This window comes from Methanosarcina sp. DH2 (genome assembly GCF_020804225.1).
In the GTDB taxonomy this organism is placed as follows: Archaea; Halobacteriota; Methanosarcinia; order Methanosarcinales; family Methanosarcinaceae; genus Methanosarcina.
Window position 1 is genome coordinate 1 of sequence record NZ_WJBI01000003.1, and the last position, 21464, is coordinate 21464.

At 40.6% G+C, this 21464-nt stretch carries 15 protein-coding genes; 4 read left to right on the forward strand and 11 right to left on the reverse strand.

The window, feature by feature from the left end; all coding sequences use genetic code 11:
• Nucleotides 1-491 precede the first annotated feature (491 nt).
• The 6 genes from FXV91_RS06860 to mdh form a co-directional block, all read right to left on the reverse strand.
• Nucleotides 492-2648: a CARDB domain-containing protein gene (locus tag FXV91_RS06860; RefSeq protein WP_229389800.1), complete on the reverse strand. Its 2157-nt coding sequence runs from the start codon at nt 2646-2648 to the stop codon at nt 492-494.
• A gap of 1085 nt (nt 2649-3733) precedes the next feature.
• Complete coding sequence (locus FXV91_RS06865; protein ID WP_229389802.1) at nt 3734-4906, reverse strand: chromosome segregation ATPase; 1173 nt, start codon at nt 4904-4906, stop codon at nt 3734-3736.
• Between the two features lie 175 nt (nt 4907-5081).
• Entirely contained in the window at nt 5082-6035 is a 954-nt protein-coding gene (locus tag FXV91_RS06870; protein ID WP_229389804.1) for a tyrosine--tRNA ligase, read from the reverse strand.
• A 38-nt stretch (nt 6036-6073) separates the two neighbouring features.
• Complete coding sequence (locus FXV91_RS06875) at nt 6074-6805, reverse strand: tRNA(His) guanylyltransferase Thg1 family protein (RefSeq protein ID WP_229389806.1); 732 nt, start codon at nt 6803-6805, stop codon at nt 6074-6076.
• A gap of 20 nt (nt 6806-6825) precedes the next feature.
• The gene (locus tag FXV91_RS06880) at nt 6826-7083 is read right to left on the reverse strand and encodes a PRC-barrel domain-containing protein (protein WP_229389808.1); all 258 of its coding nucleotides are present in this window, start codon (nt 7081-7083) and stop codon (nt 6826-6828) included.
• Between the two features lie 534 nt (nt 7084-7617).
• Nucleotides 7618-8541 carry a malate dehydrogenase gene (gene mdh / locus FXV91_RS06885; RefSeq protein WP_229389810.1) on the reverse strand — a complete coding sequence of 308 codons (924 nt, stop codon included), beginning with the start codon at nt 8539-8541 and terminating at the stop codon, nt 7618-7620.
• A gap of 534 nt (nt 8542-9075) precedes the next feature.
• Here mdh and FXV91_RS06890 point away from each other — a divergent pair.
• The 3 genes from FXV91_RS06890 (at nt 9076) to nrpRII (ending at nt 11760) form a co-directional block, all read left to right on the forward strand.
• Nucleotides 9076-9825, forward strand: coding sequence for a ribonuclease H-like domain-containing protein (locus FXV91_RS06890; protein ID WP_229389812.1), 750 nt, complete (start codon nt 9076-9078; stop codon nt 9823-9825).
• 216 nt (nt 9826-10041) lie between these two features.
• Nucleotides 10042-10782, forward strand: coding sequence for a glucose-6-phosphate isomerase family protein (locus tag FXV91_RS06895; protein ID WP_229389814.1), 741 nt, complete (start codon nt 10042-10044; stop codon nt 10780-10782).
• A 219-nt stretch (nt 10783-11001) separates the two neighbouring features.
• On the forward strand, nt 11002-11760 hold the full coding sequence (nrpRII, locus tag FXV91_RS06900) for a global nitrogen regulator NrpRII (RefSeq protein ID WP_229389816.1): 759 nt from the start codon (nt 11002-11004) through the stop codon (nt 11758-11760).
• Between the two features lie 125 nt (nt 11761-11885).
• Here the strand turns inward: nrpRII and FXV91_RS06905 are convergent, their stop codons facing one another.
• The 5 genes from FXV91_RS06905 to FXV91_RS06925 all read right to left on the reverse strand — a co-directional run bounded on the left by FXV91_RS06905 (nt 11886) and on the right by FXV91_RS06925 (nt 18967).
• Nucleotides 11886-13286: a DHH family phosphoesterase gene (locus FXV91_RS06905; RefSeq protein ID WP_229389818.1), complete on the reverse strand. Its 1401-nt coding sequence runs from the start codon at nt 13284-13286 to the stop codon at nt 11886-11888.
• Between the two features lie 32 nt (nt 13287-13318).
• The gene (locus FXV91_RS06910; RefSeq protein ID WP_229389820.1) at nt 13319-13822 is read right to left on the reverse strand and encodes a hypothetical protein; all 504 of its coding nucleotides are present in this window, start codon (nt 13820-13822) and stop codon (nt 13319-13321) included.
• Between the two features lie 600 nt (nt 13823-14422).
• The gene (locus FXV91_RS06915; RefSeq protein ID WP_229389822.1) at nt 14423-14818 is read right to left on the reverse strand and encodes a DUF1699 family protein; all 396 of its coding nucleotides are present in this window, start codon (nt 14816-14818) and stop codon (nt 14423-14425) included.
• Between the two features lie 1560 nt (nt 14819-16378).
• A complete protein-coding gene (locus FXV91_RS06920; RefSeq protein ID WP_229389824.1) occupies nt 16379-18022 on the reverse strand; it encodes an elongator complex protein 3 in 1644 nt (547 codons plus the stop codon).
• A 369-nt stretch (nt 18023-18391) separates the two neighbouring features.
• A complete protein-coding gene (locus tag FXV91_RS06925) occupies nt 18392-18967 on the reverse strand; it encodes a hypothetical protein (protein ID WP_229389826.1) in 576 nt (191 codons plus the stop codon).
• Nucleotides 18968-20035: 1068 nt separating this feature from the next.
• Between FXV91_RS06925 and FXV91_RS06930 the strand changes: the two genes are divergently transcribed.
• A partial coding sequence (locus tag FXV91_RS06930) for an S-layer protein domain-containing protein (RefSeq protein WP_229389828.1) occupies nt 20036-21464 on the forward strand: 1429 nt, incomplete at its 3' end.

Consider the following 21464-nt stretch of genomic DNA (forward strand, 5'->3'; position numbering starts at 1 on the left):
CTACCGAAGTGTTTTTCCATAAGGGCTTTTTGTTCCTTATTAGGGTAAATTCTGTATCGGATTCCTCTTTTCATCGGCATTATATACGTTTGGAAACTATATCAATATTAACAGGATAACTATCGGTATGATGTTGGGAAGTCGACGGCTCTCATCCCCTCCCTGTCCCATTCGGGCGAAAGCCCGATGTGCTGAGGAAGGGGGCTTCCCGCCTTATGAGATAAAAGCCACCGGCAAATGGCTTTTTTGTTCTGCCTTAAGAAGGCAGAATATTTTAAAAAAGATCGATTATGAAAGCTCCTGTTTGCCTAAAGATGTTTCAGATTTTTAATCCTCTACAAATGTTGCTTTCCTGATGTTCTGTTTACTTTATAAAATTAAGTATAGCACATGAGGGTAAAGATCCCACAGGCAAAAATTTCTACGGGCAAAGATTCCTAGTTTTTCATTCTTTCACGAGAAAAATAAAGAATGAAGAAAAGAAATCTTCTTCAGATCTTTTTCTTCAGAATAAAGTATTCTACAAGGATCATGAACAGGGGCAGGGAGACAGCAAGAAGTATTTTGGCCACTCCCATAGGCTTCTTTTCCATGCCGCCTTCTTTTTCTGCACTACTGTTAAGGATTGCCTTCCCTGTGCCTTCCCAGCTTCTCAGGGTTTCCTGTATCCCTTCCCCTGCTTCTACAGTTCCTTCTTCTCCCGTATATTCACTTATTGCAAAGCAAGAGTAAGCAGTTGTTTTTGCCCTGAAATAAACGTAATCTTCGTCTTCGTCTATTTTTTCGGTGCTTAGAGGCTTCCATTTGCTGTCGTACCATAGAAGGGTTACATTGGATTCATTAACACTATTATTTCCTATCCATTCCTTCTCGACTTTAAACCCTGTATAGGCATTCTTAAGGGAATCCTCACGTCCTGCTCCTTTATTCCCCAACCAGATATTTAATTGCTTATATACCCTTCCAGGTGGCTGCTTCTGGACAAAAATGGATTTTCCCTTGAGAACCTCTACGGTTGCTGTCGTTTTCTTAAAAGTCTTCACCGGGTCAAATTCGACATATGTGATACATGTGACATTTTTCGCGAAATCATATTTGACATGGTAGCCGCTCATGATGTTCCTTGTATCAAGCTCTTTGACCTCTACATTTTTGGCTGGCTCTTTGGAAACGCCACTCCCCATGCTGCTACTTTTGCTACTGCTGCTACTACCGGGACTGGGGCCGGAGCTCCCTCCTGTAATGGAACTGGCTTGTTTGGAGATACTTACAGTTTCAGTTCGTTCATTGTTTGTCTCCTCTTCTTCACGTATGGTATTTCCGGAATCTGCTATTAGCCTCACATTTAATTTTCCTTCTTCTTCAGGAACCCAGTTAAAAGTACCTTCTGCAGTTCCCCCTGCGGCAATTGCCGGTACCGACACTTTAGCGTTCTGAGTTGTATTGGTCCCGTTGATATAATATTCCAGTTCGCTGTTTGCTGAGTCTCTGAGCCCGCTGTTCTTTATTGATGCTATAAAAGTAATGTTATCCCCGATCTTCGGTGCTTCAGGGTTTAAAGAAAGTGACTCTATTATAAGGTCCGGAAGTATGGTTTTTACGTCTATAATTTTTGTAAATTGATTATTACTTCTATTACTATCAGGAATAACTTTTCCGGAACCAATAGACACTCTTACTTCCATCTGTCCTTCTCTGTCCGGTATTAGAGAGAATATAATATCTGTTCCTTTATTTTCTGAAAGAGCTGGAATCTGAATATCTTCCTGTGAGGGGGCGGTTCCGTTAATATAGTATATTGCCTGAACTGCCTCAGAGGGAGCTGTGCCCTGGTTCTTTACTTTCAAGGTGATGTTCAGGTTTTTTCCTTCTTCAGCCTCAGTCGATTCGGGCACAAGGTCTTCAATTATCAGATCCGGAAGGAATTCTTCCGCGACTGTTACAGTGGCTGTTTTCTCGTTGTTTCCTTCATTGCTCTCAGCCACCAGACCGTCCCCATCAACAACCGCTCTTATCTGTGCAGATCCTTCCGATAATGGAGTCCATGCAGATGAGAAATGGGTGCTTTCTCCCTTCGATAAAGCTGGTACCTGCCAGTCATCATAAGGACTTCCGTTAACATAGAGCACAAGCTTCGTTACTTCTGAGGTTTCTGTTCCCTGGTTCTTCACACTTATGTATATATCCTGAAACTTTCCTGGTCTGGGATTTGCAGTATATTCAAGACTGCTTATTATCAGGTCCGGAAGTTTTGTTTTTTTGAAAGTTATATATCCTGCGGCTATTCCATTGTTATCCTCATTTGTTTCTTCCACTGATTTTTCTTCGTCTACCTTTGCACTTATTTCCACTTGACTCTCAGTTTCCGGTGTCCATGAATATGATATTTTTTCACTGTCTCCGGCTTCTATTTCAGGGACTGAGCTTTCTCCTATATTATCTCCATTGCTATAAAAAGCCAGATTTGTTACTCCGGAAGCTGTATCTCCTTGGTTTCTTACTGTTGCCGTGATAGTTACCTGTTCCCCAGTTTCTGGAGTTACAGGGCTCCACGAAAGATCATCAATTACCAAGTCAGGCAGTAAAAGAGTCGAATTTCCGTCATCTTCGGAAGGGCTGTCCTCATCTGCAGCAACCATAGCAGGCATAATTCCAGGAACTAACAGCGTTATTATCAATACACAAACCAAAGAATGAAAAAAACTTACTTTCATTTTTATTAGCCTCCGCCCCCACATGCCTATGAATAGAAAATATCTGATACATCAATAACTTATTAACAAGTAGCTATATAATTCATCGAAATTAAGCTTCTGATTTTTATCTCGGAATAAATTTTCCTGTAAACTCTCGGTTCAAAACATTTACACACTGCACCAGGAGTACTTTGTACAATACATTACTTCTTCTGCTTCGTATTTAAGGCTCTACACTCTCAATTCTTTTTTCCCTAAAAATTTTTTTAACGGAGGAAAGATTGTTCCAAACGCTTTTTTCTGAAGGTTCGCTTTTCCCATTATCCCTACGATATTAGATTATCTCTATCATATTAAGTGGAAAATACCTCTCATAATGTATGCATGTCAGCCTGCTATTAAAGAAGTTAGAGCATCTACTTTCTCAAGCCTTTATTCTCACATTTCTGCAGGTTCAAACCTTCCATAATATAAATTTATCTATATCTGTTTATTTATTCTCATAAACCTATCCCGGAAGATTTTTTCCTTGAGTTGATCCCAAAACTCATAACTACCTCTCTTAATTGCGAATTTGAATAATCAATAGAGTTTTTGACCACGGAGAACAGTTCTTAGATTCTTATTGATCTTAGAGTGAACCTGGTTTTGGGATGAGTTCCTTGAGTATCTGTTATGGCTGCTCAGATGTCTTGAATTTCCATAGCAGCTACCCTTACGTCTTTCCTCTTCCCAGATATTTCAGCTCATGAGTTGTACTATAAATCTGCGGGGAATAGAGAAATTGGAAAAATGGGAGTTGTTAGTGAGTAAAAGTGAGATGGCTTTTGGAATAAGCTCTATACAAGAGAAATACAGGACGGAAGTATAATAAAAAAACGTGATAAAGAAACGTAGTAAAGAAATATGGGAAAGAGCCCCATAGAAAATGTAAAAAATTAAATAATTGATTTGGTAAGGAAATATTATATAATATAATATAATATAATATAATAAGTAAACTATGAAAAGTAATGTTCTGAAAGGTTTAAAACGAATCAGACAATCAGGTATTTACTGTCCTTAATCTGAGCCCTGCTGTCTACACCAAGGATTTCGGCAATCTCAACCCCTTCACTTCCTACATCGGAAAGACGGGTGTACATTTCAGCCTTTGAGATATATTTCTCGGTTCTGGTTCCGTCTGCCTCTTCCATTTTGATGGTAATCTCTTCTTTATTATGCCCTCTTGCCAGACACTCATGGACGATCACGCCGTACTGCTCGGCAATCACTTTCAGGCAGTCGAAGATCTGGTTTGTAGAGACTGCGTCCTCTTCATCAAGCAGAACTTTTGAAAGGGTATAGGTCCGGATATTTTCCCTGAGGTAATTCTGGATTTTTTCCGGGATTTTGACCAGAGTTGTCATGTCAACAAAAGATCCAAGATCTTTGTCGGCAGTAATTTCTCTTTCATCTTCGTATACGAAGTAATTGGATCCTCCCCCTTCTATCCTGAACTTCCGGTTTGCTTTTTTATTTTCAAGAATAAGCCGGACGTTTTTCTCGCTGTCATATTCAAGGGAACTTACGAGAAACTCGGAAAGATCCTGCATTTTTATTTTCTCTTCTTTCCGCAGGATTCCTGTTCGTGTCCATCCTGGAAGGCTCAGGCTGCCAATAAGCCTCTCCACTGTTAGAGGTTCCTCTGTAAACCAGAGTCTATAATAATACTGCATGCCTGAGACCGAACCTTCCATTACCCCTGATACTCCGTTTATACTGCCGGAAAGCTCAAATCTCTTTTCTGCTCCATATATTCCTGAGATCAAAAACGGAGTAAGAACCTCAAGAACCTTGCTCTCAACTTTTTGATATTCCTGAGCAGCCCCACTCTCAATTTTTCTGGACTCAATTGCGAGAATTTCACGCTTTCGCCCGAGATTTTCACTGCAGGTTATCAGGATTGCGTCAGTACAGGATATTAAATCCTCAGTACCTATATCTTTCAATAATTTATTTACCAGTGAGCTGAGTTTCTCCTCAAAAATATCCATCCCAGTAATCCTGTTATTCAATTCATGGAGCGCTTCTTTATTTTTGCACTTGAGTTCTATTATTGAATTCTCCAGAGGAATTACTCGGGCAGTTATGTCTATGAGTGATTTTAGATCCTCGATGAAATCTCTCTGCACAGGCAGTTCCGTAGAGTCCTGGTAAATATATTTCATAAAAAGCACCCTGGATATCTGAACTAACTCTCCAAATATTCTATGCTTTATAGCTATATAACATTTTATCCAGGATTTTCTAGCACTTTTTATTAATGTCTCCCATCCCCTTCAAGAATGTGCTTTTTCCCGGAATATTCTAAATTTTTTTGGAAGGGTAACACCCTTCCGGGATTCAGAGAAGAACTTTTCGGACAGGGTCCAGAATCTCATTTATATATTTTGCAGCTGCATTTTTAAGATCCATTGGATGGACTTTTTCTTCAATAAAAGCGCTTTCCATCTCAGAATAACTGTGGTATGCTAGGTTTCCACCGAATTTCTCAGGCCTTTCAATAGCAACGGTTTCGTATCTTGGGAAAATATGATAGCGGAAAAGAGCAAGGATCGGGTTTTCTTCTACATCTCCTATCTTGCAGAAAGCTTTCTTAAACTTCCTGTGGATCTCTTCCTCCGTATCATCTACCGAAATAAAATTATCCTTCGAAGAAGCCATCTTGGTTCCGTCAAGCCCAAGGAGAATAGGGGTGTGAATACATACCGGAGTCTCAAATCCAAGGCTCTTTAAGTTTTCGCGGGCAAGCATGTGGATTTTCCTCTGGTCAATTCCTCCTACTGCTACATCTACTTCAAGCATGGCAATGTCAATTGCCTGCATAAGGGGATATACCATCTGGGAAACCGTAGGGTCGTCCATTGCACGCCCTACTTCATCCATACTTCTCTTCGCCCTGTTAAGGGTGACTGTTCTTGAAAGCTTGAGCACGTTTAACATGTACTCGGCTCCCAGCTGGAAGTCTGAACCGTAAACGAAATCAGTCTGTTCTTCGTCAAGCCCGAGAGCAATAAAGCAGCGCCTGTTGTAGTCTGCAATCTTCCTGACCTCTTCCAGAGTGCCTTTCCTGTTCAGATAAGCGTGTACATCTGCAAGCAGGACAGTGATCTTGAACCCTGCTTTTTGCAAATCTATTAATTTATTTACGGTGAGGACATGCCCCATGTGGATTTTTCCGCTCGGCTCGTATCCTACATAAGCACGGGGAGCTTCTTTATTGTTAAGTAGCCCTACCAGTTCTTCTTCGGTTACAATTTCCTGAACATTTCTTCTTATAAGCTCAAGTCTGTCCATTGCATCTACATTCCTTTTCTTTTCTTACTCTGAAAAACTCAATTTCTATTAATAAGTTTCTCTAAAAACGGTATCCCTTCTTCTGATTTGAATTTCGGGATTTCCCAATTCTGAATTACTTTTCTTCTCAGGGACTTTTCCTCTTTGCCGGATACCGGGTTAAAGCCTGAGATTTCACGTACTTCTTTAGAAACGATAATTCCTCTCCTCTGCCAGGCAGGGAGTGCCGCGAGGTTTATTCCTCTTTCAAAAAGCATCTCGTGGATTTCCCATTCCTTTTTTCCTTTCAGACGCTTTGCAGCTTCATCCTTTCCCACACCTTCGTTCCTCAGGGCGTAATACCCCCAGGATGCCACAAAGTTGCGCCAGGCTTCCAGTTGCCTCCAGTGAAAATACTCCGGAATTTCCTCTCTCTGAAGAGCCACCAGTCTGGAATCAAAAGCTATGGGTAACTCAAGACACAGATTTATTGTAAGGGCGCTTCCAAGAAAGCTTGCCACAACAGAATCGATTTTTTCCACCCTGGCGTCAAAAGGAAGGTCTGTGAACAGAAAACTGATTTCATCTGAAAAAGTATAGGCAAAAAAAGGGCTTAAACCGCTTTTTTTAATGAATAGTTCAGCAGTATCCGCCATAGCTCTGGCGAAGGTTTCATCATATGGTTTTTCAAAGCCCAGGCCTGAAAGTGTATCTTTGAAATTCCTGCCGTCAGCGCGCAAGACCACTGGCGGGATACAGCGCATTTCAGCATAGATTTCCCGGTTTTTCATATACCTTTTCGAAAGACCATTCAGTCTTCTTTCCTCTTTTTGTAGCTCTGGATAACGTCTCTGATTATAATAATGTCTGCTGCTGTTATAACCCACCGGTAAGGAATGATGATACCTCTGCTGCTAAGGTCAAAAAGTTCCCTGTTAATGTCAGAAACAGCAAGTCCTGTTACTTTCTGTTCCTCTACATCAATTACAAGGTCCTGCAACTTCCCTACATAAACACCGTTGTTTGTGTATATGTTTAGGCCAAAGAGTGATGTGAGTTCTGCGCGCATTATATCCCTGCTCTATTAATTAATTTAAGTATCTATGCATCCTAAATTTATTTAAATATCTTTCTCTACCTTATATGAAAAACATACTTATATATCTTACAGTTTTACCGAGTTTTTTCTTCTATTAATTATATAGCTTCGGACTTACAGTTTTACTTGATCCGGATATTTACGATTAACGAATCATTTAATATCTTTTCTCAGGGAAAAAATTCTCAGTCCATTTTATACAGCAATGCCGCGTGTTTAGGTTATCCTGAGGTGAAGGCATTTTTCTCTATTAAATTCTTTTCTGAACTATCCCTGGGAGATCAAAACTTTAGAGTTATTAACTGCTTTATACAAATTGACCAAGAAGAAGTAAGACAGTTCTTTACTTTTTATTTTTATCATAGGCAGGTTAAAACTGGACAGAACAGGAAATCAGACAGGTTTCTGATATTTATTACAATCTAACGGAAATACTTCTGGTTTTCCGTCAACAGAAACCTGTTTTATGCTGAGGCCATAAATCTGTCTTCTTACGGTTTATTTTTATATCTTCAGCTGTGAGATTCCCCTTCTTATTGTTTCCGAAGATTTTCTGAGTATCTCACATTGGCTTTCTTCAAGTTTAAGTTCCAGAATTTTTTCTATTCCTTTTGCTCCCAGTTTTACTGGCACTCCGAAATAAATTCCTTCCTGCCCATACTGCCCTTCAAGATATGCAGACGCCGGAAGTATGCGCTTCGAGTCCTTAAGCACGGCTTCTGCCATGCGCACAATAGCTGCGGAAGGGGCATAAAAAGCACTTCCCTGTTTAAGAAGTTCTATTATTTCGGCTCCCCCATTAACTGTTCTTTCTACAAGCCTGACAATTGTCTCATCCGGAATTAATTCAGGAAGCGGAACTCCCGAGACTGTGGTATACTGCGGGAGGGGAACCATAAGGTCTCCGTGACCTCCTATGACCATTGCCTCGACGTCCTTTTTCGAGCAGTTCAGTTCCTCTGCTATAAAGCTTGCAAAACGACCTGCATCAAGGACCCCGCTCATTCCAAATACCTTTTTTGGCTCAAAGCCCGTTGCCTTCATAGCTACATATGTTATAATGTCAAGCGGGTTTGTGACGTTCATAACAATAGAGTCAGGAGCATACTTTGCGATATTACTTGCAACGTCTCCTATTATTTTCGAATTTGTTTTAATGAGGTCTTCCCTACTCATTCCGGGTTTTCTGGCAATGCCTGCTGTAATGATCACAAGGTTAGAGCCTGCAATATCTGCATAATCGTTAGTACCTGTTACCTGAGTATCATAGCCATTAATTGCCCCTGCCTGCATGAGGTCAAGGGCTTTTCCCTGTGGTAGTCCTTCTACAATATCTGTCATGACAATTTCGTCAGGTTCCAGTTCGGCTAGCCGCTGGACTGTGGTCGCACCTACATTTCCTGCACCAATTACGGAAATTTTAGCCATTACTTGCACACCTGTATCAAAGATTTATTTGCAGAAGGCTTCTTAACCCCTGCCTTTAAAAACCGATCATGAATTTCTTATTGTTCTGATGGTAACTATATCTTGGTATTTATTTTTTTGGCTTTCTAGAAGTCCGAAACTCGCTTTTTACCCCAACTTTATTAAGTAGGACTCTATAAACCCTCTTTATATTTCGCCCCCACAAGAAATAAAGAGTACTTCATATTATTACTGAGTAAGTATATTAACTTTGTTGGCGTGAATCTTTGATAGTTATTACGTCAAGGTTGATCATTAAAAACATGTCCTAATTGATTAGCTCGGATAATTAGCTCATACAATTGGTTCCAAAATTAACTCAAAAGATTGGCCTATATAATTAGCTTAGAAACTGCTGTTTAGTGACCAATTTCTCTGTTCTGAGCCCTAATATAGGATTTATAGCTATTAAAATTCTAATTTTGTATTTTGTATCACTTTCAGCCTTCATGCAGTATTTTTATTAAAGATCGCTTCCTATGGTCCAGGGGAACAATGCTGAAGAACACATATATTCATATTCCGGGCGTAGGAAAAGCGCTTGAGCAGAAAATCTGGGCTTCAGGTATACATACCTGGGACGAGTTTCTCGAAATGACAGACAATATCTCAATTCCTTCATCCAGGAAAACCAGAATATGTGACGAAATAAAGTTATCTTCCAGGCATCTGGCTGCAAGAGATTGCTCCTTTTTTTCGCAGCGTCTACCTTCTGCAGAACACTGGAGAGCATATTCTCTGTTTTCTGACTCTGCCGCTTTCTTTGACATCGAAACCACAGGACTTTCCCCCGCCAGGGACAGGATAACTATTGTTGGAATCTACAATGGGAGTGAGTCTAAAACGTATGTAAGGGGAATCAACCTTGATGACATGGTGGAGGAATTTTCAAAATACAGGCTCCTTGTATCCTTTAACGGAGCCCGCTTTGATATCCCTTTCATAAAATCCGAATTTCCCGAAATAGAATTCAAGCAGCTCCATATAGACCTGATGTATCCGCTCAGGCGTATAGGGTACGGAGGAGGCCTCAAAAAAATTGAGAAGCTGCTCGGGATCTGTAGAAGTGAGGAGACCGATGGTATGGATGGATTTGATGCAGTCCGGCTCTGGAGGCAGTATGAGAAGGGCGATAAGGAAGCTCTGAACCTGCTTGTTAAATATAACAGGGAAGATATAGTTAATCTGAAAACTATTATTGAACTTACTTACCCTAAAATGGTTGAAAAGGCTCTAAAAGCATGAAACAATGCAGTTTTCTTATCAGGGCGTCGCCAAAAAGTAGAAATGTCAGAAACAGGTATATATTGTCAGCTAATAACTTATATACTCATATTACTGTTCTGGATTTTGGCCTTACTGATCCACTGCTAGCTTTTACGGCAAAATCTTGTATGTGATTGGACAGGTTCACTGTGGTATTGAACGTTATCTATATGCTCTGAAATAAAGGGGAATTCAATGGCAGTAACACTGAAGTTCGGGGATAAAGTCACTGTGGCGGATGTAAGAAAACTCCATGATATGGAAGATGTGGTGTTTGACAGAGAATGGTTTGAAAGGATAGATGAAAGAAATGCGGATATGTATTATATGTTCAGGGATCTTGCCAAAAGTGACGCTGAACTTGAGACTATTAAATCCCACCACCTCAGGTATGACATTACAAGGATCCCTCCCGGAATGCTTGGGTCGGAATACATTAAAACCGTAGGTCATTACCACCCGCAGGTTCCAGGAACAGATGTATCATATCCTGAAATTTACCAGGTGCTTGAAGGTTCTGCTACCTATCTGCTTCAAAAGGTAGAGCCTGGAGAGGAGGATATCGTTCTGGATGCGGCAGTCATCAAAGCAGAAAAAGGAGATCTGGTGCTTGTCCCTCCCGGGTACGGACATGTAACTATAAATGCCTCGGAAGAGACTCTTGAGATGGCAAACTGGGTTTGTCGGGACTTCTCTTCTGTCTATGAGCCTATAAAAAGGCTTTCTGGAGCTGCCTATTTCCTTCTTAAAGATGGCTTTGCCAAAAACCCCCTTTACAAGGATATCCCGTCAATCCGTTATACTGCACCTCTTAGCTTTGATGAATTCGGGCTTGACTCCGGAGAAAACATGTACGATCTCATATCTAATGCGGGTAGGTTAAGATTCTTAACGGCCCCGCAGGACTTTATGGGCTTCTTGGCGGGAGTGCTCTGAAAAAGCATTCCTATCTTTTATGATCTACAGGATCTCTTACTCTAGTAACTCTCTTCCTGAAGACTCCCCTGAGAAGCCGCATCTTTACCTTTCCTTTTGTAGCCTTTGAAGACAGGGGCTTACAGGCAGAGAATTGATGCTAATCAGGAGGATTTTTTTCTCCATACTGATACACAACTTATAATAGGTATAAATACTTTCAATTACTGGAGGGTTGAAATGCAAAAAAATGGATACCGTATTCAGTTTACATCATCCAGAATTAGAGATTTAATGTACAGGACTACATTTGATCCGAAGAAAATGGATGGAGACGTTATACTTAATCTCTCGCTTATCGATAAAAAAGACCTGGACGATGTGCTCGGGATCTTCAAAATGGTTATCTCAAGCGGGCTTTCCGTAACCCCATATGTAAAAGTTATTTCCGAAGGGGAATCACTGGGAAACCTGACCATTGAAAAAGGAAAGGTAGGAATCGGGACTGTCTGCAGTATAACCATTGATGGTGTACTGTTAAAAGCAGGAATTCCTGTAAACCCGAAGCTTGGAGGCGTTGTCCAGATTCGAAACGGAATTCCTGTACGCTTCACGGATGTGCTTACATATGTAAGCACAACTGTAGATCCCCTGGAAGTCCTGATGTCTCAGGGAATCACTTCCGTATCTGAAATGCTCAGGACAGGTTCAGGCAAGGTTCTCGCAAATCTGAGGGAAGCTCCCATGGTTGCAAGAGATGCGATTGAAAGCAGCCTTTCCGATCTTCTGGATGCAGGCTTCAGTGGAATTCTGGAGGTAGGAGAGCCAAATACAAGAGTTCTGGATGTCCCTATTGAGAGAGACCATCTCGGAATAGTTGTCATTGGGGGAACAAACCCGATGGCTGTTGTGCAGGAGTATGGAATTCCCATAGATACAAGTGCAATGTCAAGGTTAATTTCTTTTAAGGAAATGAGCCGGATTGAGGATCTGGTCTGAAATCGGCTTATAATTCCTTTTTCGGTATAGCCCTGTTCCAGAAACTTTTTTCCTTCATTCACCGAACCTTGAATATGTTTTTTGCGGAACCTGGCTTTCCGGAATAGTTTCCTGAAGGCTCCCCATTACCTTGAATTTGCTTTTCGTCGAAGCTGTTCTCCTATGAAAAGGTCAAGTTTTCGGGCAAACTCTTCTTTTACATTTTCAGGAATAGTTGCCCCTGCAGCAATATCATGCCCACCGCCTGCACCTCCTACTTCTGCCGAAACAGTTGACATTGCTTCAGATAGGTTTACCCCTCTGCGGATCAGGTCCTGTGTCCCTCTTGCTGAAACCTTAATTCCACCCTCTGTTTTTGCAAAGGCAATAATCGGGAGATTCCTGTTTTCAACTATTGTGGAACTCATGCCTGCAATTATTCCTACAATGGTTTCCTTTATTTGTGAACCCGCATCAAAGTACTGGATATTTTCGAGCTGGGTAACCCCATTCTCTTTTACGTATATAAGCCCGTTAACAAGGTTTTGCCTGTGTTCAGCAAGCAATTTTCTGGCGTCTTCGTAGGCGTTTTCCCTGTCTCCCATGCAGACTGCAAGCCCTATATCAGCATGGTCGTACCTGGCAGTAGCATTAAGAAGAGTGGAAAACTCTGAGGCATCTCTCATTTCCGTACCTTCTCTTTCATTCAGGAGGACATACACCTCACCTATCAGGCGCTCGATCCTGTAGGACGGTATCCCTGATTTAAGGCAGTACTGGAACAGCCCTGAGACTATTTTTTGTTTTTCCAAAACCTCAAGGTCTATCCAGCGCCTCCAGCGCTCGTCCTGGCTGTAGCGAATATTCAGAGAGTGAAGAAATTCTATACAGGCTTCTTCATTTCCTGTAAGTCCTGGGAGGTAAGGATCAGAAGAGTATTGCAGAAGTTTGTAAATCGGGCGGGTCTGCTTTCCGAATAGGGTCAGGTCTTTCTTAAACTCTAGATTTCCTCCTTTTACTCCTTCCTCCAGAATTTCCCTGTTAATCCCTACAAGCTGCCCCATTTTCAGATGCTGCATGTCCCCTACGGCCCCCACTATGGCAAGCGAGGAAAGGTCTCTGTTCTTTCCAAGGGCTGAAGCCAGAAGGTAAGTGGTTCCCGAGCCGCTCAGTTCGTAAGAACCGTTTGCCCCAAAAAGATGGGGGTTGAGATGAAGTTCCAGAGTACCCTGAGGCTGGTGGTGGTCTGAGACGACAGCATTGATCCCGCGGGACTTTATATGTTCGCACATCCCGCTTCCGAGATCCGTAAAAATCACAATTTCGTGGTTCTCGTCTGCGATAATGTTAAGGGCTTTTTCATCGAGCTGCTTTACAAAACGCGCAGTATATTCGAAATTTCCCCGTTCAAGAGCTGTGCAGATTATCCCTGCAGAAGTCAATCCGTCTGCATCAATATGAGATACAACGTGTACTGACCTGTGTTTTTTAATTTCTTCGGCACATCTGCCTGCTTCTTTTCTAAATGCTTCCTTAATTTCAGTCATTACTTTCTCCGAGATTCTCTGCTAGCCTCAGTTTAACTGTCTTTTTCCCAGCGATTTTTTCTTACCCATTCTTGAGGGTTTATCGTATAATCTTTTCCATCCCTTCTTATTTCCGGAAAATTTCGGATTTCCTGTACTGTGAGTTTGAGCTTTTCTGTATGATAGCTCTTCTCCAGCTCTCCCCAGGGTACCATATATGCTTCCCTGCCGTGGCCTGTCCCGAGGCGAAGTTCCACTGCAAGGAATCCCCTTCTTCCAGATCTGTTCAGATAGTCTGAAATTCTGTCTATCTGGTGGACACCTCTTTTATCCACAGTAAAATGCTGGGAGAAGTAAAGTGCGCTTGCCCCTTTATCCACGGAGATACTTTTACATTCTATTCCCAGGTACAGATCCGGGTCCAGGGAGTCTACAAGCACGTCAAGGAACTGAGAGGTAAACCTGTGCTGTTTAAGCCGGTAGGAGATGGCTCTTATGCCTTTTTCTTCAATGTATGCGTTAAATGAGTTCACAAGCACATGTTCGAATTCGGTCATAAAATCCGCTCTCCTGCTTTTCTCTATTTTATTCAAGTTTCTTAATTAAAATATAGGGGCCGTAGCCGGGTATTTATGTCATATTTACTTTCAGGTTACAAAGATTTATGTATCAGGTGATAAGAGTGATGCAAGCGTCAGCGCTGGTAAGAGTAAGGTCTGATGGATTATACTACCTGATAAGAGCAAGGTAAGTAAACCCCAGCAATATTTTGATAACATCTAACTGGTGTACAGGTAAATAAGGCTCCTGCAGAAGGTTTGACAAAAGCAACATCTGACTGTTATTTGACAAATACAGCACTTATGTTATTTGACAAAAACAGCACTTATGTTATTTGGCAAACACAATACCTAATTGTTACTTTTAAAAGAAACCTTTATCCAGCAAGTTAGTTTCTTTTTAATCCTGTTGGGAACTGGGACTCTTGAATTCCCCCGTTTCTAGAGATATCTTTCCTAATAAATATTTCTAAATCAAATATAATGCTATGAGGTTTATTTCAGAATGTGTCTCTATAATTTAAAAGAAGTTCAATCAGAATTCTACAGAAAAACAAATGCCGATCAGAATCCTGATCGGCTTATTTAGAACTTCATTCAATTTGATATGATAAAGGTTACAAAGTCCGGACTAAGCCTTGTTTCCCTTACAAGCCTTTCTATAGTATCTTCATCAGAAAGGCCTTCTTCTTTCAGTTCTTTTATACGGTCAAATACATGCTCGGAAACTTCTGAATATTCATTGATATCTTTTCTATGACCCCATACATCGCCCTCAAGCAAAGCAATATTTTGCATAGAAAGATACATTTGTGCCGAACTGGAAATTGTTCTCTTGTACGAGCTCGGGATGTGGATCGCTTTCACCTCTGGACACTTTAGAATAAGCTTGAAAATGTCCTTATTGGATGGTCTGAATGCAAGATGGACAATTTCCTCATTGAGTTTTAAAGTGTCAATTTCTTCTTTTGAGCTTACAACTCTAATTTTCATTTTTATCACCGTTCTTTCCAGGGTTTCTTAGAGTTTATTTTAGGGTTTAATTCAAGGTTTATTTTGGGTTTCTTTGAGTTTATTTTAGGGTATAATTCAAGGTTCATTTTGGGTTTTTTGGAGTTTATCAGGTTAATTCAGGTTTAATTAGGGATTTAATGTTTGCTTAATATTTTTTAATTTACTCAGGTTTAATTTAGAGACTTATTCCGGGTTTAATCAAGAATCTGTTTTTATTTTTGGAATTCAGAGCCTGAATAAGCTTCTCTGATCTGACGTATTATGTTTTTTATTATGTTAAGGTCTCATAATATTTATTTTTTTATGAATGTTTTTTAATTTTTATTTTAAACAAAAATTTGTTGGGAACTAAATTTCTTAATAGCTGTATTTTGTATTTTTTTCCTCTATCAGGTTTCAAAAGTAACATCTTACAGCTTTATCTCTAAGGTCACAAGAGCCTTTTTTTCCGGATCTTAAAGAGTATCTTTTCCTAAACTAAAATTTAGTATTTTTGTCTTTTCATATAGGGTGTAAATGTTTTTTACAATTAGTGAAGGCGGGTATACGATATCATACCATACTATTTAACATTTTTCTGCAAATATCCCTGCTAATATACAAATTTAAATTCGCTTGACAGGGATTTCAGCTAAATAGGTATTTGTTATAGTCTATCTCCCCCCATTTTTAGATCCAATGGACAGACTATCCTTCTTCTCTATTAAATTTTTTATTTGTTATGTGTCCAAAATAATTTTTTCAAATTAATTCCTAAACTGAATTTTTTTCATTAACAGTTCTCACGTCTCTGATATTTTTTACTGGACTAACACAGAAATTTTGACTTACGCTTTAATATTGTTATTCAGTTTACTCACTTTATTTACACAGTACTATTTATATTTTTACATTAATTATATTTGATAGATCTTATACCTTTAAAATATAAGTGATTAGTTAAAGGGAAAGTTATAATAACTAATTTTGAATTTTCTCTTTATTGCCCTACTTTTTGAGGCTTTAGCCATCTTTTCCTCTACATTTTTTAGATCCATATCAAATCCTTTAAACTATTCTGCTAAAATTACTAAGTAATATTTTTATATTAATAAAATTTATTAATCTGTTTTTAACAATTATATTTTATATATTTTTGGGTCATCTTCCTCTGTCCTGGACCCTAAATCTGAAACAAATTGTCAGTAAGTTTTCAGGCAATTATAATTTTTTCAGGAAGCTGGTTTTTAAGATAAGCTAGAACGCAAAGAGAGCTGAAAAATAGTTTGTGAGAAGCAGATTCTTAAATATATGCTGTTGAGGATATTGCAGGTGCTTGAAATTGTGTGTTTCTGGAAGTATAATGATACTGGAAAAGCAAATATAATGCCAGAAAGTACCTCTTAGATGTACTTTACAAAGGATTCAGTTTGCTTTTCCATAGGGGTCATATCAACCCGGGGTGAGTTATATCAATCCGGGGTAGGTTCCGGAGCCCAAAAAGTTGTGTTAAGTCGGCTGAAAAATCAGTTTAAAGTGTCACGTGAAAGAGGGCTATTCTTAGCCCTTCAAAGTTTTTGACATATAAACTCCTTCAAGAGTGTACCCGAGTTTTCGGTAGTATTCCCTGGCACCTATTCCGCTGATTATCGCAAGTTTTTCATAGCCGGATTCAAATGCAGTTTTTTCGGCGTATTCAATAAGTTCTTTTCCATATCCCCGGTGTTGCCATTCCTTTTGTTTTGCCCCCTTTCCTACAGGTACCATGGAACCGTAAACGTGCAGTTCTCTTATAAGGGCAGAGTCCTGCAGTTCCTGGCGGTGAGGAGCAGCCGGGAAGCGTAAACGCGTAAAACCAATAAGGACATCTGCCGAAAGGTCCTCAAAAGCAATGAAATGTTCAGTTCCGTTACAAGCTTCGTAAGTTTCCATAGTAAGCTCGATGTCTTCCTCGTTTATTTTTCTCCCTTTCAGGCTGTTGTGCCCAACTTCCCTGCAGCGTATACAGCGACACTTGCCTCCTTTCTCCCGTAGCTTTTCCTCTGCAAGTTGCCTGAGATTACTCTTTCTGACACCCGCAAAGATCTGGTTTGCGGGGATGTCACGCTGGATGCGCTGGAGCCTTACCCATTTAGGTAGGGCAGCTTTTATGTCTGCAACAAGCTCTGCAGCCTCTTCGTCTGAAAGTGCCTGATATTCTCCAGCTTCCCACATCCTGTGCAGAGCCGTGCCTTCAGTCACGAGGGTTGGATAAATTTTGAGATAATCCGGCATGAAACGCGGATCTTCAAAGAGTTTTTTAAACCCTTTCAGATCTAGCTCTGAATCTGCTCCGGGGAGATGGGGCATCATGTGAAAACCTACCTTAAATGCGCTATCTCTTAATACCCGGTTAGCTCTTACAATCTCTGCAACTCCATGTCCCCTCTGCATTCTGGTCAAGACAAAGTCATAAACACTCTGGACTCCAAGCTCAACCTTTGTCCCTCCAAGCCTGAGGAATTCGTCCACATGTTCTTCTCTTGTCCAGTCAGGACGTGTCTCAAACGTTATTCCCACATTACGGATATCGGCTGTTTCGTTAGCTTTCTGAACTTCTTCAAGCGGGATGTAAGGTGGGTATTTTCCGATCCTCCAGGCATTTTCTCTCCATTCGGTACCTGTAAAATCGTTCATTGCCTCAAGGCAGCGTTTGCTAAACCATTCCTGATAGTCGAGGCTGCGTGCTGAAAATGTACCTCCCATAACTATCAGTTCTACCTTCTCCACATCATGGCCGATCTCCTTTAGTTGAGATAGTCTGGACTGAACCTGTTTGTAAGGATCGAACTCGTGTTGAATGGCTCTCATTGCTGCAGGTTCTCTTCCCATGTAGCTCTGAGGGGACTTAAAAGATGAGTTAGGACCTCCCGGGCAGGGCAGGCAAACTCCATGGGGGCATGGGGCAGGGGAAGTCATCACAGCAATTACTGCAACTCCGGAAATTGTTCTTACGGGTTTTCGCCTGAGGAATTCTTTTATTATTGTTTGTTCTTCAGGCGTACCCTGCATAATAATATCTCCATTCCTGGGCAGGCTGGAAAGATGGTACAGTTTACTTACATCTTTTTTTGCTTTGTTCAGCTGACCTTCATCTTTTATTTCACCGGCAAGTACCCTGTCAAGGATTATCCTGCAGGCTTTTTTATATTCATCTTCTTTCATTTCAAATTCCGTCTTTCCGGGTAATTTATTCCCGGCTATTTTTTTTTCGGTATCAGGTTTAGTTGAAAAGTTGTCTTTGAGACTAATTATTAAGCCACAGAACTTTTAATTCATACACTTTAAGTTCTTTTTTTGATGCCTTCAATAAGCTAGCTTTGTTTCATAAACCTGCTAACTAAAAAAGATAATCCCGGTCTTTTGTATTGAAGACCGTTTGTTTTGTCTGTGTGTTCTATCAGGTTGCTGTATCAAAAGTATAAAAAGTATAGACTAAACTATAGTCAAATTAACCTGTACCGCAAATGCGCTATACGATACAGGTTTTTCCGTTATCCGGTGAGTTTATGTAACTTTCTTTTCCTATTTTGATCAGCAGATGTTGAATCCGACAATAAAAGTTCCTTGGCCTATCGACGGTTTGAGGCCCATTACAGACCTGAGATACTCGTCTGAAGGAGTGGAAGGTGATGCAAGCACGGTATCAGCCACATTACTTGCACATTCGACTTCCTTACAACTCTGGGGAGGGAGAACAACAGTAATCGGCTCTTTTTTTGCATCCTTTGGCTTTGGTACTGAACTTCTGTAAATCACGAAATTTCCCATTACCATCATATCTTTGCACTTTTTACACTCTTCGAGTTTTTCGGGGTCATAAACATCCTCGCCTACTTTTTCCCCAAACTGCATGAGAATTACATTGGGTCCTTCAGGCCAGACGTAGTCCATGTTGGTTGTAAAGGCTATGATTACCTGGCGTTTGAGAACTTCTTTGATTCCCCGGTTATCTCCTACTCCCATGCCCATCAAAACTGCGCCTTCGGCTTTTTTCTCGAGCTCAAATATTTTCTCCTTATCTCCTTCATTCAAAACGTACGTGTCTTCCACGCCTTTGGTGGCTTTTATCCTGCAGATGACGTCCTGGATAATATCTTGACATTCCAAAACTGATACCCCGTGTTGTTTTTAGTTCTATGTTGCATTGTTCAGATATAATATATGATCTTATTCGTTTATCTATATGAATATCAGGCGCCTTATTTTCGGTGCATCCTTTCCTCAGGATACTTTCTACTCTTTTCTCTTATATATTTTTCTTATTTTATATTTCTCTTATTATATCGTCAATTTCTAATATCCTATATAATTATACTGTAATCCTTACGAAATAGACAATCTTAGACTTTCATTATTATAAAATTAATGAAAGTCCGTGCAAAAAATACTTGAATTATTCCAAAAGTTTATCTCTAATTTTACTCACAATTATTATATTTGCCAGCCTTTACTAGACCAACTTCTTAGTTGATACTTTTACTGCGGTCTGGTACTCTCGGTAATAGAATACATGTAAAAGAAAGCCATTATAAAGTATTCAATCACGGTTTCTTTTTTGAATACGCCTGTAAGCGTATGATAAGCCTGTAAGCGTATGATAAGCCTGTAAGCGTATGATAAACCTGTATGCAGGTTGTCAGAATAATCAAACTCTACATGGCTATGAGGTTAAAAAAAGGCTGAAATGTGCAAAGCGCTGAGTATTTTTCTGATTAAATGAAACTTTCGGAAACTGGTAAGTATTGAATAATCGATCTTTTTTACATAATGGCTTTTTAAAATTAGTATTGTTTCAAATTATTTAGCTACATGTCTCTAAACACATTACCTTTTTTCCATAGTGTTTTATAAGTATTTCGACTTTATCTTCTATGTTAACCTCTGACGAATATTCTGCCCTGGTTCTTTCGACATTTACCGTCATTTGTATCGTTGTTTTGCGCTTTTCCTTTCTAATTCTGCTGAAATAGACCACAAAAGATTTAATAATGCAATTATTTTATAGAACACTTGTAATCCAATTTAGAGGGATAAGGAGGGAATGAAATCCTCTTCGGCAATCGACGAAATGGACAAGTCTGATTTGGTGAAGAATGGTGAAACCCTTTAAGTGTTTGATCCCGACACTTCTTCTTACATACGATATATCTTAACAAACATGGAGGAAACAATAAAATGAAGAGATTTGCAGCAGTATCACTGGCTGCTCTCATGCTTCTTACTGTATTTGCATCCGCCGCAAGTGCACAAGATGTAATTGAGATCCGCGGTCCAGTATACAACGGCTCTGACATCGACGACATTATCACAACATATGGCGTCGATGGCACCATTACAATTGATGCTACTAAATTTGCAGCATTCTACTATGACATTGACGATGACGTGACAACCGAAACACTTTCCATTAAAGACGTTCCAGGCACTAGCGGCAACGTCATTGGAGAAAACGGTCTCGTTTATACAACAACTATCCAGCAGGTTGCTTATGAATATGAAAAGCCATCTATCGGCTGGAGCAACTACAGCCTGATCGGTTTCTTCGCAGAGAAGTACATCCCGATCAACCCTGACAAAGCTGACAAGCTTGCAAAGCTCGTCCTTGACAGCGATGACAAGTACACCATCAGAACCGGCGAAATCCTCGACCTTGGCGAAGGTTATGCTATCGAAGCCAAGCAGGTCGATGTTGACGGTGAGAAAGTCTGGCTCGAATTCACCAAGGACGGAGAATTCGTAGACGATGAAATCATCTCAGTCGTTAGCAACTCAAACAACACCTGGGAAGTCGAACTTGATGATGTCCAGGACGAAGACGATGTCGTTGTCCTCAGAGTACACGTCAACCAGGTCTTCCAGGGCGCAGTCGACAGCATTGCCCAGATCGAAGGTCTCTGGCTCATTGACTACGCAAACGCAATGACCATCGAGTCTGACGATGAATTCGGTGAACTCGACAACGTTAGAATACAGGGTGCTACCCTTAACATCACCAACGAAGACACCTTCACTCTGACCAGAGATGACGAAGAAGAAGTCGCTGAGGGCATTTTCTTCAAGACCGCTGATGATACCAGAGCGCTCAGGTTCTACGCAATGAAGCAGATCACAGAGCCCGGCACCTATGAAATCAGAGGTGAAGTTGCAACAGGTAACTTCGAATGGAATGCAACCAACTTCGCAGGCTTCTTCTATGACGTCAACGACGATGTCGCTACAGAAAGCCTGACTGTCTCCAATCTTAACGGAAACGTGATTCCTGAAGGCGGACTTGCTTACGAAACAACCATCGAAATGGTTGATTACGAGTACTCCAGGCCTTCCGTTGGCTGGGACCAGTACGCTGTTATGGGCTTCTTTGCAGAAGAATTCACTCCAATCAACCCTGACAAAGCTGACAAGCTCGCAAAGCTCGTTCTTGACAGCGATGACAAGTACACCATCAGAACCGGCGAACAGCTCGATCTCGGCGAAGGTTATGCTATCGAAGCCAAGCAGGTCGATGTTGACGGTGAGAAAGTCTGGCTCGAATTCACCAAGGACGGAGAATTCGTAGACGATGAAATCATCTCAGTCGTTAGCAACTCAAACAACACCTGGGAAG

Excerpts from the sequence above, each read along its gene's own strand:
- FXV91_RS06870 (WP_229389804.1), bottom strand. The coding sequence starts at position 6,035 with ATGGACAGACTTGAGCTTATAAGAAGAAATGTTCAGGAAATTGTAACC.
- FXV91_RS06865 (WP_229389802.1), bottom strand. The coding sequence starts at position 4,906 with ATGAAATATATTTACCAGGACTCTACGGAACTGCCTGTGCAGAGAGAT.
- FXV91_RS06860 (WP_229389800.1), bottom strand. The coding sequence starts at position 2,648 with ATGCCTGCTATGGTTGCTGCAGATGAGGACAGCCCTTCCGAAGATGAC.
- FXV91_RS06875 (WP_229389806.1), bottom strand. The coding sequence starts at position 6,805 with ATGAAAAACCGGGAAATCTATGCTGAAATGCGCTGTATCCCGCCAGTG.
- FXV91_RS06920 (WP_229389824.1), bottom strand. The coding sequence starts at position 18,022 with ATGAAAGAAGATGAATATAAAAAAGCCTGCAGGATAATCCTTGACAGG.
- FXV91_RS06910 (WP_229389820.1), bottom strand. The coding sequence starts at position 13,822 with ATGACCGAATTCGAACATGTGCTTGTGAACTCATTTAACGCATACATT.
- FXV91_RS06890 (WP_229389812.1), top strand. The coding sequence starts at position 9,076 with ATGCTGAAGAACACATATATTCATATTCCGGGCGTAGGAAAAGCGCTT.
- nrpRII (WP_229389816.1), top strand. The coding sequence starts at position 11,002 with ATGCAAAAAAATGGATACCGTATTCAGTTTACATCATCCAGAATTAGA.
- FXV91_RS06915 (WP_229389822.1), bottom strand. The coding sequence starts at position 14,818 with ATGAAAATTAGAGTTGTAAGCTCAAAAGAAGAAATTGACACTTTAAAA.
- FXV91_RS06895 (WP_229389814.1), top strand. The coding sequence starts at position 10,042 with ATGGCAGTAACACTGAAGTTCGGGGATAAAGTCACTGTGGCGGATGTA.
- FXV91_RS06880 (WP_229389808.1), bottom strand. The coding sequence starts at position 7,083 with ATGCGCGCAGAACTCACATCACTCTTTGGCCTAAACATATACACAAAC.
- FXV91_RS06905 (WP_229389818.1), bottom strand. The coding sequence starts at position 13,286 with ATGACTGAAATTAAGGAAGCATTTAGAAAAGAAGCAGGCAGATGTGCC.
- mdh (WP_229389810.1), bottom strand. The coding sequence starts at position 8,541 with ATGGCTAAAATTTCCGTAATTGGTGCAGGAAATGTAGGTGCGACCACA.